13 protein-coding genes are annotated in these 14,238 nt (G+C 54.4%); all 13 read left to right on the top strand.

What is annotated here, in order from left to right; translation table 11 throughout:
* Window positions 1-50 precede the first annotated feature (50 nt).
* The 13 genes from AQ1_RS03990 (at window position 51) to AQ1_RS03930 (ending at window position 14,238) form a co-directional block, all read left to right on the top strand.
* Window positions 51-674 (top strand): NADH-quinone oxidoreductase subunit C, encoded by a 624-nt coding sequence (locus tag AQ1_RS03990; RefSeq protein WP_081837068.1) that lies wholly within the window; start codon window positions 51-53, stop codon window positions 672-674.
* A complete protein-coding gene (locus AQ1_RS03985) occupies window positions 674-1,855 on the top strand; it encodes an NADH-quinone oxidoreductase subunit D (protein WP_150006819.1) in 1,182 nt (393 codons plus the stop codon). Before AQ1_RS03990 ends, AQ1_RS03985 begins: the two co-directional genes overlap by 1 nt.
* 15 nt (window positions 1,856-1,870) lie before the next feature.
* On the top strand, window positions 1,871-2,482 hold the full coding sequence (gene nuoE, locus AQ1_RS03980) for an NADH-quinone oxidoreductase subunit NuoE (protein WP_042084462.1): 612 nt from the start codon (window positions 1,871-1,873) through the stop codon (window positions 2,480-2,482).
* A gap of 4 nt (window positions 2,483-2,486) precedes the next feature.
* A complete protein-coding gene (nuoF, locus tag AQ1_RS03975) occupies window positions 2,487-3,782 on the top strand; it encodes an NADH-quinone oxidoreductase subunit NuoF (RefSeq protein ID WP_042084460.1) in 1,296 nt (431 codons plus the stop codon).
* Window positions 3,783-3,847: 65 nt separating this feature from the next.
* Window positions 3,848-5,905 carry an NADH-quinone oxidoreductase subunit NuoG gene (nuoG, locus tag AQ1_RS03970; protein WP_042084459.1) on the top strand — a complete coding sequence of 686 codons (2,058 nt, stop codon included), beginning with the start codon at window positions 3,848-3,850 and terminating at the stop codon, window positions 5,903-5,905.
* Window positions 5,898-6,926, top strand: coding sequence for an NADH-quinone oxidoreductase subunit NuoH (gene nuoH, locus AQ1_RS03965; protein WP_042084457.1), 1,029 nt, complete (start codon window positions 5,898-5,900; stop codon window positions 6,924-6,926). Before nuoG ends, nuoH begins: the two co-directional genes overlap by 8 nt.
* A gap of 17 nt (window positions 6,927-6,943) precedes the next feature.
* A complete protein-coding gene (gene nuoI, locus AQ1_RS03960; protein ID WP_281301130.1) occupies window positions 6,944-7,435 on the top strand; it encodes an NADH-quinone oxidoreductase subunit NuoI in 492 nt (163 codons plus the stop codon).
* A gap of 119 nt (window positions 7,436-7,554) precedes the next feature.
* Complete coding sequence (locus AQ1_RS03955; protein ID WP_042084455.1) at window positions 7,555-8,163, top strand: NADH-quinone oxidoreductase subunit J; 609 nt, start codon at window positions 7,555-7,557, stop codon at window positions 8,161-8,163.
* 42 nt (window positions 8,164-8,205) lie between these two features.
* Window positions 8,206-8,514, top strand: a complete 309-nt coding sequence (nuoK, locus tag AQ1_RS03950; RefSeq protein WP_042084451.1) for an NADH-quinone oxidoreductase subunit NuoK — start codon at window positions 8,206-8,208, stop codon at window positions 8,512-8,514.
* A 5-nt stretch (window positions 8,515-8,519) separates the two neighbouring features.
* Window positions 8,520-10,457, top strand: a complete 1,938-nt coding sequence (gene nuoL / locus AQ1_RS03945) for an NADH-quinone oxidoreductase subunit L (RefSeq protein WP_042084449.1) — start codon at window positions 8,520-8,522, stop codon at window positions 10,455-10,457.
* Between the two features lie 3 nt (window positions 10,458-10,460).
* Window positions 10,461-11,999, top strand: coding sequence for an NADH-quinone oxidoreductase subunit M (locus tag AQ1_RS03940; protein WP_042084446.1), 1,539 nt, complete (start codon window positions 10,461-10,463; stop codon window positions 11,997-11,999).
* A 15-nt stretch (window positions 12,000-12,014) separates the two neighbouring features.
* Window positions 12,015-13,448, top strand: coding sequence for an NADH-quinone oxidoreductase subunit NuoN (gene nuoN / locus AQ1_RS03935; protein WP_042084443.1), 1,434 nt, complete (start codon window positions 12,015-12,017; stop codon window positions 13,446-13,448).
* A 13-nt stretch (window positions 13,449-13,461) separates the two neighbouring features.
* Window positions 13,462-14,238, top strand: a complete 777-nt coding sequence (locus AQ1_RS03930; RefSeq protein ID WP_042084627.1) for a biotin--[acetyl-CoA-carboxylase] ligase — start codon at window positions 13,462-13,464, stop codon at window positions 14,236-14,238.

Here is a 14,238-nt window from a genome sequence, read left to right as displayed (position 1 = left end):
GCCTTTGCGGCGCGGATGATGAACGCGATATCAATGAACGGATGATGATCATGACGGCCACGGCGCTTGAACAGCTTGGCAAACATATCGAGACAGCGCTCAAAAATGAGGTGACGGGTTATACCATCGCCAATGACGAGCTGACAGTGACGGCAAGAACGGATCAGATCGTCAAGGTTCTGACCTATCTGCGCGATGATACCGATTGTAAATTCCGTATTCTGGTCGATATCTGCGGGGTTGATTGGCCCCAGCGTGCCATGCGCTTTGATGTGGTTTATCATTTGCTGTCGATGCATCTCAATCAACGGGTTCGGATCAAGGTCGAAGCCGATGAACGGACGCCTGTCCCGTCGGTGGTTTCAGTTTTCTCGGCTGCCAATTGGTTTGAACGGGAATTGTGGGATATGTATGGCGTTCTGGTTTCGGGCCATCCCGATTTGCGGCGCATCCTCACGGATTATGGCTTCCAGGGGCATCCTTTGCGCAAGGATTTCCCCCTCAGCGGCTATGTTGAACTGCGCTATGACGAAGATCAAAAGCGTGTCGTTTATGAGCCCGTGAAGCTCGCCCAGGAATTTCGCAATTTCGATTTTCTCAGCCCATGGGAAGGCGCGCGCGCGGTGCTTCCCGGCGATGAAAAGGCGGATGGCGCTGAAAAGGGAGGCGCATGATGCAAAATGATCGCCAGATCAAGAACTATCACCTTAATTTCGGGCCACAACATCCTGCGGCGCATGGGGTTTTGCGTCTGATTCTTGAGCTTGACGGTGAGGTTGTCGCGCGGACCGATCCCCATATCGGCCTGCTGCATCGGGGCACCGAAAAGCTGATCGAGCATAAAACCTATTTGCAGGCCATCGGCTATTTTGATCGGCTTGATTATGCCGCGCCGATGAATCAGGAGCATGCTTATGCTCTGGCCATCGAAAAGGCGCTGGGGATCGATGTGCCGATCCGGGGCCAATATATCCGCGTGCTTTATGCGGAATTGACCCGGATCATGAACCATATCCTCAATCTAACCACCCATGCCATGGATGTGGGGGCCCTCACGCCGATCCTGTGGGGCTTTGAGGAGCGCGAGACCTTATGCGAATTTTATGAGCGGGCTTCGGGGTCGCGGATGCACGCCAAATATTTCCGCCCCGGCGGGGTGCATCAGGATCTGCCGCCCGATCTGATCGACGATATCTGGAAATGGACCGAGACTTTCCCACGGGTTATCGCCGATATGGAAACGCTTCTGGTGGATAATCGGATTTTCAAGCAGCGTAATGTGGATATCGGTGTGGTGAGCCAGGAACAGGCCCTTGATTGGGGAATGTCCGGCCCGATGCTGCGCTCAACCGGATTGGCGTGGGATCTGCGCAAATCGCAGCCTTATGATGTTTATGATCGCATGGATTTCGATATTCCCGTGGGCAAGCATGGCGATTGTTATGATCGTTTCATCTTGCGGGTCGAAGAAATGCGGCAATCCTTGAAAATCATGCGTCAGTGCATTCACGAGATGCCTGCCGGTGAGGTTTTAACCGAGGATCGCAAGATTGCGCCGCCGCGTCGGGCCGAGATGAAACAATCGATGGAAGCCCTGATTCACCATTTCAAGCTTTATACCGAAGGCTATAAAATCCCCGCTGGTGAGGTTTATGCCGCAGTGGAGGCGCCGAAGGGGGAATTTGGGGTCTATCTGGTGTCCGATGGTAAGAACAAGCCCTATCGCTGCAAGATCCGGGCGCCCGGTTTCGCTCATTTGCAGGCCATGGACATGATGCTTGAAGGTCATATGCTGGCGGATGTGCCAGCGGTTCTGGGCTCGATCGATATCGTGTTCGGTGAAGTTGACCGCTGAGGAAGGGTAGACGAGATGCTAAACGTCATTGAAAGCGGTGGAGCGTTCAATTTTTCCGATGAGAATCAGGAAAAAATCAAGACCATTCTGGCGAAATATCCTGATGGTCGTCAAAGATCGGCTGTGATGCCCTTGCTCTATCTGGCGCAGGCACAGAATGGCGGCTGGGTGAGCAGTGAGGCGGTTGAAAAAATCGCGGAAATCCTGTCCTTGCCCAGGATTCAAGTGATTGAGGTGGCCACTTTTTACACTATGTTCAACCTAAAGCCCATTGGCCGTTATCATGTGCAGCTTTGCGGCACCACGCCGTGCTGGCTGCGGGGATCGGATGAGGTGATGCGGGCCTGCAAGGATATGGGGCTGGAAAAGGGCAAAAGCACGGATGATATGCTGTTTCATCTCACCGAGGTGGAATGTCTGGGGGCCTGCTGCAATGCCCCGATGGTCCAGATCAATGATGATTTTTATGAAGATCTCGACTATGACCGCATGACCGCGATTTTAAAGGCCCTGAAACGGGGCGAAGTGCCGCCACCGGGTCCGCAAAATGGGCGTCAGGCCTCTGCCCCTGAAGGGGGTCCTTTGGTTTTGCGCGATATGGTTCCCGCCGCAGCGGATAAGGAGTGAGGCGATGCTGAAAGATCAGGACCGCATCTTCACCAATCTTTATGGCTTCCAGCCTTGGGATATCGATGGGGCCATCAGCCGTGGTGATTGGGATGGCACGAAAGAGATCATGGCCAAGGGTCAGGATTGGATCATCGGCGAGATGAAAGAATCCGGCTTGCGGGGGCGGGGGGGGGCAGGCTTTCCCACCGGGCTGAAATGGTCGTTCATGCCCAAGGAAAGCAAGGATGGTCGCCCAAGCTATCTGGTGATCAATGCTGATGAATCCGAGCCCGGCACCTGCAAAGACCGCGAAATCATGCGTCATGATCCCCATAAGCTGATTGAAGGGGCTTTGCTGGCGGGCTATGCCATGCGGGCGCGGGCGGCCTATATTTATATTCGCGGGGAATATGTTCTCGAGGCCGAACGGCTGGAGCAGGCCGTGGCGCAGGCCTATGAAAAGGGCTTTTTGGGCAGCAATGCCTGCGGTTCGGGCTATGCTTATGATGTGTATGTGCATCGTGGGGCCGGCGCCTATATTTGTGGCGAGGAAACGGCTCTCATCGAAAGTCTTGAGGGCAAAAAGGGCCAGCCCCGTCTGAAGCCGCCATTCCCCGCCAATGTGGGTGTGTTTGGTTGCCCCACCACCGTGAATAATGTGGAATCGATTGCGGTTGCTCCCACCATTTTGCGCCGGGGGGCAAGCTGGTTTTCCGGTTTTGGGCGGCCCAATAATACGGGTACCAAGATTTTCTGCATTTCCGGCCATGTGAATACGCCGTGCAATGTGGAAGAGGAAATGAGCATTCCCATGCGGGAACTGATCGAGAAACATGCCGGTGGTGTGCGGGGAGGGTGGGATAATCTTCTGGCCGTCATCCCTGGCGGTTCATCGGTGCCGCTTTTGCCCAAATCCATCTGCGATACGGTTTTGATGGATTTCGACTCCCTCAAAGAAGTGCAATCGGGCTTGGGAACGGCGGCGGTGATCGTGATGGATAAATCCACCGATATCGTGAAGGCCATTGCCCGGCTCAGCTATTTCTACAAGCATGAATCCTGTGGCCAATGCACACCCTGCCGCGAAGGAACCGGCTGGATGTGGCGGGTGATGGAACGGCTGGTGCTGGGTAAGGCGGAAAAAGAAGAGATCGACATGCTGCTCGATGTTTCAAAGCAGGTCGAAGGCCATACCATCTGCGCCTTGGGCGATGCGGCAGCCTGGCCCATTCAGGGGCTGATGCGCCATTTCCGCGATGAGGTGGAACGCCGGATCGATGTTTATCATGGTCGTCAGGTGACCGAAGCTGCCGAATGAAGACCTTGTTGGGTTCGACCCCCCGATAGGCTCGACCCAAGAGAAACTGTTAAGGTGAGACGCGAATGCCAAAGCTGACAATCAACGGCAAGGAAATCGAGGTTGCGCCCGGCTCGACGATTTTGCAGGCGTGCGAGGAAGCGGGCGTTGAAATTCCGCGCTTTTGCTATCACGAGCGTCTTTCGGTCGCCGGAAATTGCCGCATGTGCCTTGTCGAGGTCAAACCCGGACCACCCAAACCACAGGCATCCTGCGCTTTGCCTGCCGCCGATGGGCAAGAGGTGCGTACCGATACCCCCATGGTGAAAAAAGCCCGCGAAGGCGTGCTGGAATTTCTGCTGATCAATCATCCGCTGGATTGCCCGATCTGCGATCAGGGCGGCGAATGTGATCTGCAGGATGAAACCATGGCTTATGGCCGTGGGGCAAAGCGCTATGATGAAAATAAGCGCGCCGTGACCGAAAAGAATATGGGGCCGCTGGTCAAAACCATCATGACCCGCTGTATCCATTGCACCCGCTGCATCCGCTTTTCTGAAGAGGTTGCGGGCGTCACCGAAATCGGGGCGATTTATCGTGGTGAGAATATGCAGATCACCACCTATCTTGAGCAGGCAATGGAAAGCGAATTGCAGGGCAATGTGATCGATCTGTGCCCGGTGGGTGCCCTCACATCAAAGCCTTATGCTTTTAATGCCCGGCCCTGGGAATTGATCAAGACCGAATCCATTGATGTTATGGATGCGGTGGGCTCGAATATCCGGATTGATGCACGGGGACGCGATGTGATGCGGATTTTGCCTCGCAATCATGATGATGTGAATGAAGAATGGATTTCGGATAAAACCCGCTTTGCCTGTGATGGCCTTTTGAAAGGGCGGCTCGATCGTCCTTATGTGAAGCGCGATGGCAAGCTGGTGGAAGCCAGCTGGGCGGAAGCCTTTGCCGCGATCAAGGATGGTATTTCGGGTCTTGATGGCAGCCGGATTGCCGGATTGGTGGGCGATCTCAATGAGCTTGAAGGTACCTACGCCTTCCGCGAACTGCTCAAAAATCTTGGCTCCAGCCGGATTGAATGCCGCCAGAATGGTGCCGCCTATGATATTCGCCAGCGGGCATCCTATCTCTTCAATACCGGCATTGCGGGGATCGAGGAAGCGGATTTCTGCCTGCTTGTCGGGGCCAATCCGCGCCATGAAGCAGCCATTTTGAATGCCCGGATTTTAAAGGCCACCCGGCATCGCGGCTTGAAAGTTGCCAATATCGGCCCGGCCCTTGATCAAACCTATGCGGTTGAGCAGCTTGGCGATGATGCCGCTATTTTAAGCGATATTTTGGCGGGCAAGCATCCGGTTGCCAAAAAACTGGCGGCAGCGGATCGACCGATGATCATTTTGGGCGAGCAGGCCCTGGCGCGCCCGGATGGTGCGGCGATTTTGAAGGCTGGTCATGATATTGCCGAGAAATTTGGCCTCATGTCGCTGGATTGGAACGGCTTTAATGTTCTTCACAGCGCCGCTGCGCGGGTGGGTGCTTTGGATTTGGGCCTTGTGTGTGATGGTGGCGTTGAAGGCATTTTGGCTGATGCTGCCTCCGGGGCATTGAAGGCTGTGTTTTTGCTGGGGGCGGATGAAATCAATCCATCACGCCTTGCCGATTGCTTCACCGTTTATATCGGCAGCCATGGCGATCATGGCGTGCAGCAGGCGGATGTGATTTTGCCGGCGGCGGCCTATACGGAAAAGCCGGGGCATTATCTCAATCTGGAAGGGCGGGTGCAATTGGCGAACCGGGCCGTCTTCCCGCCCGGGCAGGCGCGCGAGGATTGGACGATTTTCCGTGCCCTTTCGGCGGAAATCGGGCCTGCGCCTTTGCCGTTCGACAGCATTAATGACCTGCATTCCGCGCTTTATGAAGCCTTGCCGCATCTGGCTGATGTGGATGTGCGTCCGCAGGCCCAATGGGGTGATTTTGGCTCTGATGGGGCGGTGGCCCGAGGGCCTATTCCACTGAAATACATCGATTTCTATCAAAGCAATCCGATTGCGCGGGCATCAAAAACGATGGCCGAGTGCAGTGCGGTGAAACGTCAGAAAATGGAGGCGACGGGTACCCATGGTTGAATGGCTCGCCGGCATTTATGGTGGCACGGATGCTGCCTGGTTTTTTTCCATCGTCACATGGATTTTGGCGATTGTCGCCCCGCTCCTTCTTGGCGTTGCCTTTGCGGTTTATGCGGATCGCAAGATCTGGGCGGCAATGCAGTTGCGCCGGGGTCCGAATGTGGTGGGGCCGTTCGGCCTTTTCCAAAGCTTTGCTGATGGTCTGAAGCTATTCATCAAGGAAACCGTTGTGCCCTCGGGGGCGAACAAGGGCATCTTCATTCTGGCGCCGATGCTTACCTTTGTTCTGGCCCTGATCGGCTGGGCGGTTATCCCTTGGGATGTCGGGGCGGTTCTGGCGGATATCAATGTGGGGATTTTATTTATCTTTGCCATTTCCTCTTTGGGGGTTTATGGGATTATCATGTCGGGCTGGGCCTCGAATTCCCGCTATGCCTTCCTGGGCGGGCTGCGTTCGGCGGCGCAGATGGTTTCTTACGAAGTCTCGATGGGTTTTGTTCTGGTCACTTTGATCAGCTATGCGGGGTCTACCAATCTTTCGGCCATCGTCGAAAATCAGGCTGGCGGCTTATGGCAATGGCATTTCATCTGGTTTTTCCCAATGTTCGTGATCTTTCTGATTTCGGCTATGGCGGAAACCAATCGTCCGCCTTTCGATCTGCCCGAAGCCGAAGCGGAATTGGTGGCCGGTTATCAGGTGGAATACAGCTCGATGGCCTTCGCGCTGTTCTGGCTGGGGGAATATGGCAATATTCTGCTGATGTGCGCGCTCACCTCCGTGCTCTTTTTCGGTGGATGGTATGCGCCCATTTCGGCCCTTGATTTCATTCCCGGCCCGCTGTGGATGATCGGCAAGATCTGCTTCTTCTTCTTCATCTTTGCCTGGGTGAAAGCAACGGTGCCGCGCTATCGCTATGATCAGCTCATGCGGCTGGGCTGGAAAGTGTTTTTGCCTTTGTCTTTGGCGGCGGTGGTTTTCTACACCGGCTGGGGCATGGCATTTGGCTATATTGGTAATTAAGAGAGGCGGGTAAGATCATGATTGCCTTTCTGGACAGAACGGCGCGCAGCTTCCTTTTATGGGAATTCGTTAAGGCCATGGGGCTGACCTTCAGCTATATGTGGAAGCCCAAAACAACTATCAATTATCCTTATGAAAAAGGTCGGCTTTCGGCTCGTTTTCGGGGTGAGCATGCGCTCAGACGCTATCCCAATGGCGAGGAACGGTGCATCGCCTGCAAATTATGCGAAGCCATCTGCCCTGCTTTGGCGATTACCATCGAAGCCGAGCCGCGCGAAGATGGCTCTCGGCGTACCACTCGCTATGATATCGATATGGTGAAGTGTATCTATTGCGGATTGTGTCAGGAAGCCTGCCCGGTGGATGCCATCGTTGAGGGGCCGAACTTTGAATTTGCGGCGGAAACCCGTGAAGAGCTTTTATACGACAAAACAAAACTTCTTGATAATGGCGACCGCTGGGAACGCGAGATTGCCGCGAACCTTGCGCAGGATGCGCCTTATCGTTAGGAAACGATCCACGGCCCGTTCGGGGCCAAACTCATGAGAATGAAGCCACATATGCTGATCATCAGGGGGCGCGAGATGTGCACCATCCAGACTTTGGAAAAAACGCGGGGGACATGGCAATGAGTTTGACCGCTCTGGCGTTTTATCTGTTTGCTTCGATCACGGTTTTATCGGGGTTCATGGTCATTTCTTCACGCAATCCCGTGCATTCGGTTTTGTTTTTGATCCTGGCCTTTTTCAATGCTGCGGCTTTGTTCCTGCTTTTGGGGGCCGAGTTTCTGGCAATGATCCTGTTGATCGTTTATGTGGGCGCGGTGGCCGTTTTGTTCCTTTTCGTGGTGATGATGCTTGATATCAATTATGTCGAGCTGCGCGAGGGTTTCTTGCAATATCTGCCCGTCGGCACGCTGGTGGGTTTGATCCTGCTGGTTGAACTTCTGATGGTTGTGGGGGCCTGGCAACTGACACCGGCCATCGATGCCACCCCGGCTTTGACGGCTGATCCCGATCTTACCAATACGGCTGCTTTGGGCTCTGTTCTCTATACCCGGTATCTTTATGTGTTTCAGGCGTCCGGTCTGGTGCTGCTGGTGGCGATGATCGGTGCCATCGTGCTCACCCTGCGCAGTCGGTCCGGGGTGAAGCGTCAGGATATATCGGCGCAAAACCGCAGAAATTCTAAGGATACCATCGAGATCAAAAAAGTGAATGTGGGCGAGGGCATCTGATCCTCATCTGCCATTCGGACAACACTGGAGAAGGACGTATTCATGGAGATCGGTCTCGGCCATTTTCTCACGGTTGCGGCGATTTTGTTCACGCTGGGGATCTTCGGAATTTTCCTCAACAAAAAGAACGTCATCATCATTTTGATGTCGATTGAATTGATGCTGTTGGCGGTGAACATCAATCTCGTTGCTTTTTCTTCCTATCTGAATGACCTCACCGGGCAGGTTTTCGCCATGTTCGTGCTGACGGTCGCGGCTGCGGAAGCGGCCATCGGATTGGCCATTCTCGTTGTGTATTTCCGTAATCGCGGAACCATCGCGGTTGAGCAGATCAACCAGATGCAAGGCTGAACCAGATGTCTCAATTTCATATCATTGTTTTCGGCCCCTTGCTGGGCTTCCTGATCGCCGGTCTGTTTGCCAAACAGATCGGGGATCGCGGCGCCATGGCTGTGACGACGGGCCTTGTCACCTTATCCGCCATTCTCTCGGCTTTTGTGCTGAAGGATGTTGCCTTTGATCATAATCAATATCGCATTCTTGTGCTGGAATGGGTGCGCTCGGGCAGCCTCAGCTTTGATTGGACGCTTTATATCGATAGCCTGACAGCGGTGATGCTGGTGGTGGTCAATACGGTGTCGGCGCTGGTGCACTGGTATTCCATTGGCTATATGAGCCATGATCCCCATCGCGCCCGCTTTTTTGCCTATCTCTCGCTCTTTACCTTTGCGATGCTGATGCTGGTGACCAGTGATAATCTGGTGCAGATGTTCTTTGGCTGGGAAGGGGTGGGCCTTGCCTCTTATCTTTTGATCGGTTTCTGGTTCAAAAAACCCAGTGCCAATGCCGCTGCGATCAAGGCTTTCGTGGTCAATCGGGTGGGGGATTTTGGTTTCAGCCTAGGCATTTTCGCCCTTTTTCTGCTCACCGGGTCTGTGATTTTCGAAGATATTTTCCAATCTCTTGAAGGCTTTGCAGATGCGCGCTTTGTCTTTTTAGGGATGGATGTGCATGCCCTCACCACCATTGCGGTGCTTTTGTTTGTGGGGGCGATGGGGAAATCGGCGCAGTTGTTTTTGCATACATGGCTGCCCGATGCGATGGAGGGGCCAACGCCCGTTTCCGCCCTCATTCATGCTGCGACCATGGTCACCGCCGGGGTCTTTCTGATGGCCCGGATGTCGCCTCTTTTGGAACTGGCGCCCGGCGCGCTCACTTTGATCATGATCATTGGCGGGGCAACGGCCTTTTTCGCGGCGTCGGTTGGTCTTGTGCAGAATGATATCAAGCGCGTGATTGCTTATTCCACCTGCTCGCAGCTTGGATATATGTTCGTCGCTATCGGGGCGTCCGCCTATGGAGCGGCTATTTTCCATCTGTTCACCCATGCCTTTTTCAAGGCTCTGCTGTTTTTGGGTGCGGGTTCCGTCATTCATGCCATGTCCGATGAGCAGGATATGCGCAAGATGGGGGGCTTATCGAAGATGGTCCCGCTCACCTATCTGATGATGATGGTGGGCACGCTGGCGCTCACCGGGTTTCCCTATACAGCCGGGTTCTTTTCCAAGGATATGATCATCGAATCCGCTTTCGCGACCCATAATCCGGCGGCCAGCTTTGGCTTTTTGATGACCGTTATTGCCGCCTTCATGACCAGTTTTTATAGCTGGCGGCTGGTGTTCATGACCTTTCATGGCACGCCTCGTGCCGACGAGAAAACCCTGAGCCATGTGCATGAAAGCCCGGCTGTGATGTGGGTGCCTCTGGCCATCTTGGCGGTTGGTGCGGTGATTGCCGGTGTGGTCTTTTCCGATGCCTTTATTGGCGAGGGGCGATTGGCTTTCTGGGCGGGATCGCTCGTGGCTGGCGAAGGCGATGTGATGGATGAAGCCCATCATATCGCAAGCTGGATCAAATGGCTGCCAACCGGCATGATGGCTTTGGGTTTTGCGCTTTCTTTCCTTTTTTATATCGCAAAGCCCGGCTTGCCCGCAGCAATGGCCAGAACATTCCCGGCGGCCTATCAGTTCCTGCTCAATAAATGGTATTTCGATGAGCTTTATGATCGGATTTTCATCCGCCCGGCCTTTTGGATCGGCCGTTTCCTGTGGGTGAGGGGGGATCAGAAAACCATCGATGGATTGGGGCCTGATGGCATCGCCGCGCAAGTGATGGCAGCCGCCCGCCGCGTACGGGTTCTGCAATCGGGCTATGTTTATCACTATGCCTTCGCGATGCTGATCGGCATTGCGCTCGTTATCACCTATTTTGTCCTGACCGGGGGAGGGTTTTAAGGTATGGCGGATTGGCCCATCCTGACCGCGCTATTGCTTGTTCCACTTTTTGGCGCGCTTTTGATCCTCTCCATTCGTGGCGAGAGTGATCAGGTAAAACAGAATATCCGCTATGTTGCCATGTTCACCACATTGGCCGAGCTATTGCTCGCGGTCATCATGTGGATCATGTTCGACGTGGGCGAAGCTGGCTTTCAGCTTGTTGAAGACCATGCCTGGATCGGAGAGTCCATCCGCTACAAGCTGGGTGTGGATGGCATTTCCATGCTGTTTATCGTTTTGACGGCCTTCCTGATGCCTTTGTGCATTCTGGCAAGCTGGCAATCGGTTACCCGCCGGGTCAAGGATTATATGATCGCCTTTCTGGTCATGGAAACCTTGATGATCGGTGTGTTCAGCGCCCTTGATGTTTTCCTGTTCTATATTTTCTTTGAAGGCGGCCTGATCCCGATGTTCCTGATCATTGGGGTTTGGGGGGGTGTGCGGCGCATTTATGCCTCGTTTAAATTCTTCCTCTATACCCTTTTGGGCTCGCTTTTGATGCTGGTGGCTATCTTGTGGATGTATCTGGATGCCGGTACAGCCGATATCCCCACTTTGCTCGATGCCGATTTCCCGGTGCATGTGCAAACATGGCTTTGGCTGGCGTTCTTTGCGTCTTTTGCGGTGAAGATGCCCATGTGGCCGGTCCACACCTGGCTGCCCGATGCCCATGTGGAAGCGCCCACAGCGGGTTCGGTCATTCTGGCCGGGGTGATGCTGAAGATGGGCGGCTATGGTTTCTTGCGTTTTTCCATCCCCATGTTCCCCGAAGCCTCTGAAACATTGATGTGGCTGGTCTTTGGCCTCTCGATGGTGGCGGTGGTCTACACCTCGCTCGTGGCCTTAGTGCAAGAAGATATGAAAAAGCTGATTGCCTATAGCTCGATTGCCCATATGGGCTTTGTGACCATCGGGATTTTCGCCCTTAATCCACAGGGGGTTGAGGGGGGTATTTTCCAGATGCTCAGCCATGGCGTGGTTTCCGCTGCCTTATTCTTATGCGTGGGCGTGGTTTATGATCGCCTCCACACGCGGGAGATTTCGCGCTATGGCGGCCTCGTCAATATCATGCCGAAATATGCGCTGGTGTTCATGATCTTTGCCATGGCCTCAGTCGGCTTGCCGGGGACCAGCGGCTTTGTGGGGGAATTCCTCGCACTCACCGGGGCTTATCTGGCCGATAGCCGGGTTGCCTTCGTCGCGGCTTTGGGGGTTATTCTGGCCGCCGCCTATATGCTTTATCTTTATCGCAGGATCTTTTTTGGTGCTCTCCTCAAGGAAGATCTGAAAGCATTGCGGGATTTGAATGGGCGGGAAATTGCGATTTTCGTGCCGCTGATTGCCGTTGTTTTGTGGATGGGTTTTTATCCGAAGCCTTTTCTTGATGTGATCAATCCTTCGGTCGAGGCGCTTTTGCGTGCGCATCAGGTCTCGATTGCGGCTCCGATTGCCGATCCCCTTGATGCACAGGCTGCCGAACCTGCCCTTGATGACCAATAAAGGACTGATTGAGACATGCCAGACGTTCTAACTGTTCTGCCGGAACTGATCCTCGCTTTGGGGGCCATGGGGCTTTTGATGATCGGTGTCTTCAATCAAGATAAAAGCTTTGGGCTTTTAAACTGGCTGGCCTCCGGTTTGTTTTTGGCCGCGTTCATTACCATGATCGCCACATCCTCGGGCCGGGTGACGGCTTTTGGCGGGCTTTTCATCACCGATGATTTTGCCCTGTTCATGAAAACCGTGATTTTGACCGGAGCCATTTTTGCCCTTGGCCTTTCCGGCCAATATCTGCGGGAACGGGGGATTGCGCGTTTTGAATATCCCGTTCTGATCGTGCTGGCGGTTCTGGGCATGATGATGATGGTCTCGGCCAATGATCTGCTGTCCCTTTATATTGGTCTGGAACTGCAAAGCCTGTCTCTTTATATCCTTGCCGCCTTCAATCGCGATAAGCTGCGCTCTTCGGAAGCTGGATTGAAATATTTTGTTCTGGGTGCCCTCAGTTCCGGCCTGATGCTCTATGGCATTTCTTTGATCTATGGCTTTTCGGGGAGCACGTCATTTGAAGCCATCGCCGCTTATGGGGCAGGGGATGGGGCCAATGCCATCGGCCTGATTTTTGGGATTGTCTTTCTCATTTCCGGGCTGGCTTTCAAGGTCTCTGCGGTGCCCTTCCATATGTGGACGCCTGATGTTTATGAAGGTGCGCCCACGCCCGTCACCGCCTTTTTCGGGATTGCGCCCAAGGTGGCGGCGATGGCTTTGTTCATCCGTGCGCTGATCGTGCCCTTTCCCGATCTGGTTGATCAATGGCAGCAGGTGGTGATTGCGCTTTCTGTGGCCTCGATGGTTTTGGGGGCTTTTGCGGCCCTGATGCAAACCAATATCAAGCGGCTGATGGCCTATAGCTCGATTGCCCATATGGGCTATGCCCTCACTGGCCTTGCCACCGGCACCATCGATGGGGTGCAGGGGGTGCTTGTGTATATGGCGATCTATATGGTGATGACGGCGGGCACCTTTGCCCTGATCTTGTCAATGCGCCGCAAGGATGGCCTGACCGAAGATATCGCAGATCTGGCGGGTCTTGCAAAATCGCGCCCGGCTCTGGCTGCCGCCATGGCCATCTTGATGTTCAGCATGGCCGGCATTCCTTTATTGGCGGGTTTTTTCGCCAAGCTTTATGTGTTTCTGGCGGTGGTTAATGCCGGGCTCTATTGGCTGGCTGTGGTGGGCTTTGTCACATCCACGGTGGGCGCGGTCTATTATCTGCGGATCGTAAAGCTGATGTATTTCGACGAGCCCAATGAAACGATCGAACCATTGAAAGACCGTGGGATTGCCACTGTAGGCTTTGTTTCGGCGGCGCTCAATTCCCCCTTGCATCTTGTGCTGATCTGGCCTTTGACCGTAGCGGCCGGGGTTGCAGCGCAATCGCTTTTCTAATGCGCCAAGCGGCATGATAGCTCTTGGCGGCGGGGTGCCGTGCCTTTGGCTTGATCAGGTGGATAGCACCAATGATGAAGCCCGCAGGCGGGCCATGAACGGCGCGCAGGGCCCTTTGTGGATTTGTGCCCGGGTGCAGGAAAAAGGGCGCGGGCGGCGCGGGCGGCAATGGGTTTCGAAAGATGGCAATTTATTTGCCTCCTTGCTCTATCGTCCGGTGCGGCCTTTATCGCAAAGGGCGCAGTTGTCTTTCGTAGCGGCCCTTGCACTTCATGATGCGCTGACCCATGTCTTTGAATCCTTGTCGGGTCGTTTATTCTGTAAATGGCCCAATGATCTGCTGCTCGATGGCGCAAAGCTAGCCGGGATTTTGCTGGAAAGCGAACAGGATTGGGTGGTCATGGGGTTGGGCGTCAATCTTTTGCACGCCCCTGATGATAGCGAACGTCCGGCTATTTCTTTGCAAAAGGCAACCGGGCTTGCCATCGATCGATTGGATATGCTGAAGGCCCTGAGCCGTTCGACTCAAATCCGGGTGGCCCAATGGGAAGAAGAAGGGTTCGCCCCGATCCGGGAAGACTGGCTGGCCCGCGCAACCGGCTTGGGATCGGATATCGTGGTGCGCCTTGAAGAGAATGAATTGCGCGGGCGTTTTTGCGGCTTGGCCGATGATGGTGCGCTTTTGCTGCGCCCCCGATCTTTGGGATTGGAGGGGCAGGCGGCAGATCCGCATGAGGGGATGATCAGAATAACCGCCGGTGATGTGTTTCCGGCGCTAAAGGGGGCGTGA

Source organism: Iodidimonas nitroreducens (genome assembly GCA_000710935.1).
GTDB lineage: Bacteria > Pseudomonadota > Alphaproteobacteria > Sphingomonadales > Rhodothalassiaceae > Iodidimonas > Iodidimonas nitroreducens.
Note: the sequence above shows the minus strand (reverse complement) of the source record. Positions and strands in the feature narration are given on the sequence as shown.

What these genes read in the sequence shown, in the direction of transcription:
- AQ1_RS03990 (WP_081837068.1), top strand. Translation starts at nt 51, where the DNA reads ATGACGGCCACGGCGCTTGAACAGCTTGGCAAACATATCGAGACAGCG.
- AQ1_RS03985 (WP_150006819.1), top strand. Translation starts at nt 674, where the DNA reads ATGCAAAATGATCGCCAGATCAAGAACTATCACCTTAATTTCGGGCCA.
- nuoE (WP_042084462.1), top strand. Translation starts at nt 1,871, where the DNA reads ATGCTAAACGTCATTGAAAGCGGTGGAGCGTTCAATTTTTCCGATGAG.
- nuoF (WP_042084460.1), top strand. Translation starts at nt 2,487, where the DNA reads ATGCTGAAAGATCAGGACCGCATCTTCACCAATCTTTATGGCTTCCAG.
- nuoG (WP_042084459.1), top strand. Translation starts at nt 3,848, where the DNA reads ATGCCAAAGCTGACAATCAACGGCAAGGAAATCGAGGTTGCGCCCGGC.
- nuoH (WP_042084457.1), top strand. Translation starts at nt 5,898, where the DNA reads ATGGTTGAATGGCTCGCCGGCATTTATGGTGGCACGGATGCTGCCTGG.
- nuoI (WP_281301130.1), top strand. Translation starts at nt 6,944, where the DNA reads ATGATTGCCTTTCTGGACAGAACGGCGCGCAGCTTCCTTTTATGGGAA.
- AQ1_RS03955 (WP_042084455.1), top strand. Translation starts at nt 7,555, where the DNA reads ATGAGTTTGACCGCTCTGGCGTTTTATCTGTTTGCTTCGATCACGGTT.
- nuoK (WP_042084451.1), top strand. Translation starts at nt 8,206, where the DNA reads ATGGAGATCGGTCTCGGCCATTTTCTCACGGTTGCGGCGATTTTGTTC.
- nuoL (WP_042084449.1), top strand. Translation starts at nt 8,520, where the DNA reads ATGTCTCAATTTCATATCATTGTTTTCGGCCCCTTGCTGGGCTTCCTG.
- AQ1_RS03940 (WP_042084446.1), top strand. Translation starts at nt 10,461, where the DNA reads ATGGCGGATTGGCCCATCCTGACCGCGCTATTGCTTGTTCCACTTTTT.
- nuoN (WP_042084443.1), top strand. Translation starts at nt 12,015, where the DNA reads ATGCCAGACGTTCTAACTGTTCTGCCGGAACTGATCCTCGCTTTGGGG.
- AQ1_RS03930 (WP_042084627.1), top strand. Translation starts at nt 13,462, where the DNA reads ATGATAGCTCTTGGCGGCGGGGTGCCGTGCCTTTGGCTTGATCAGGTG.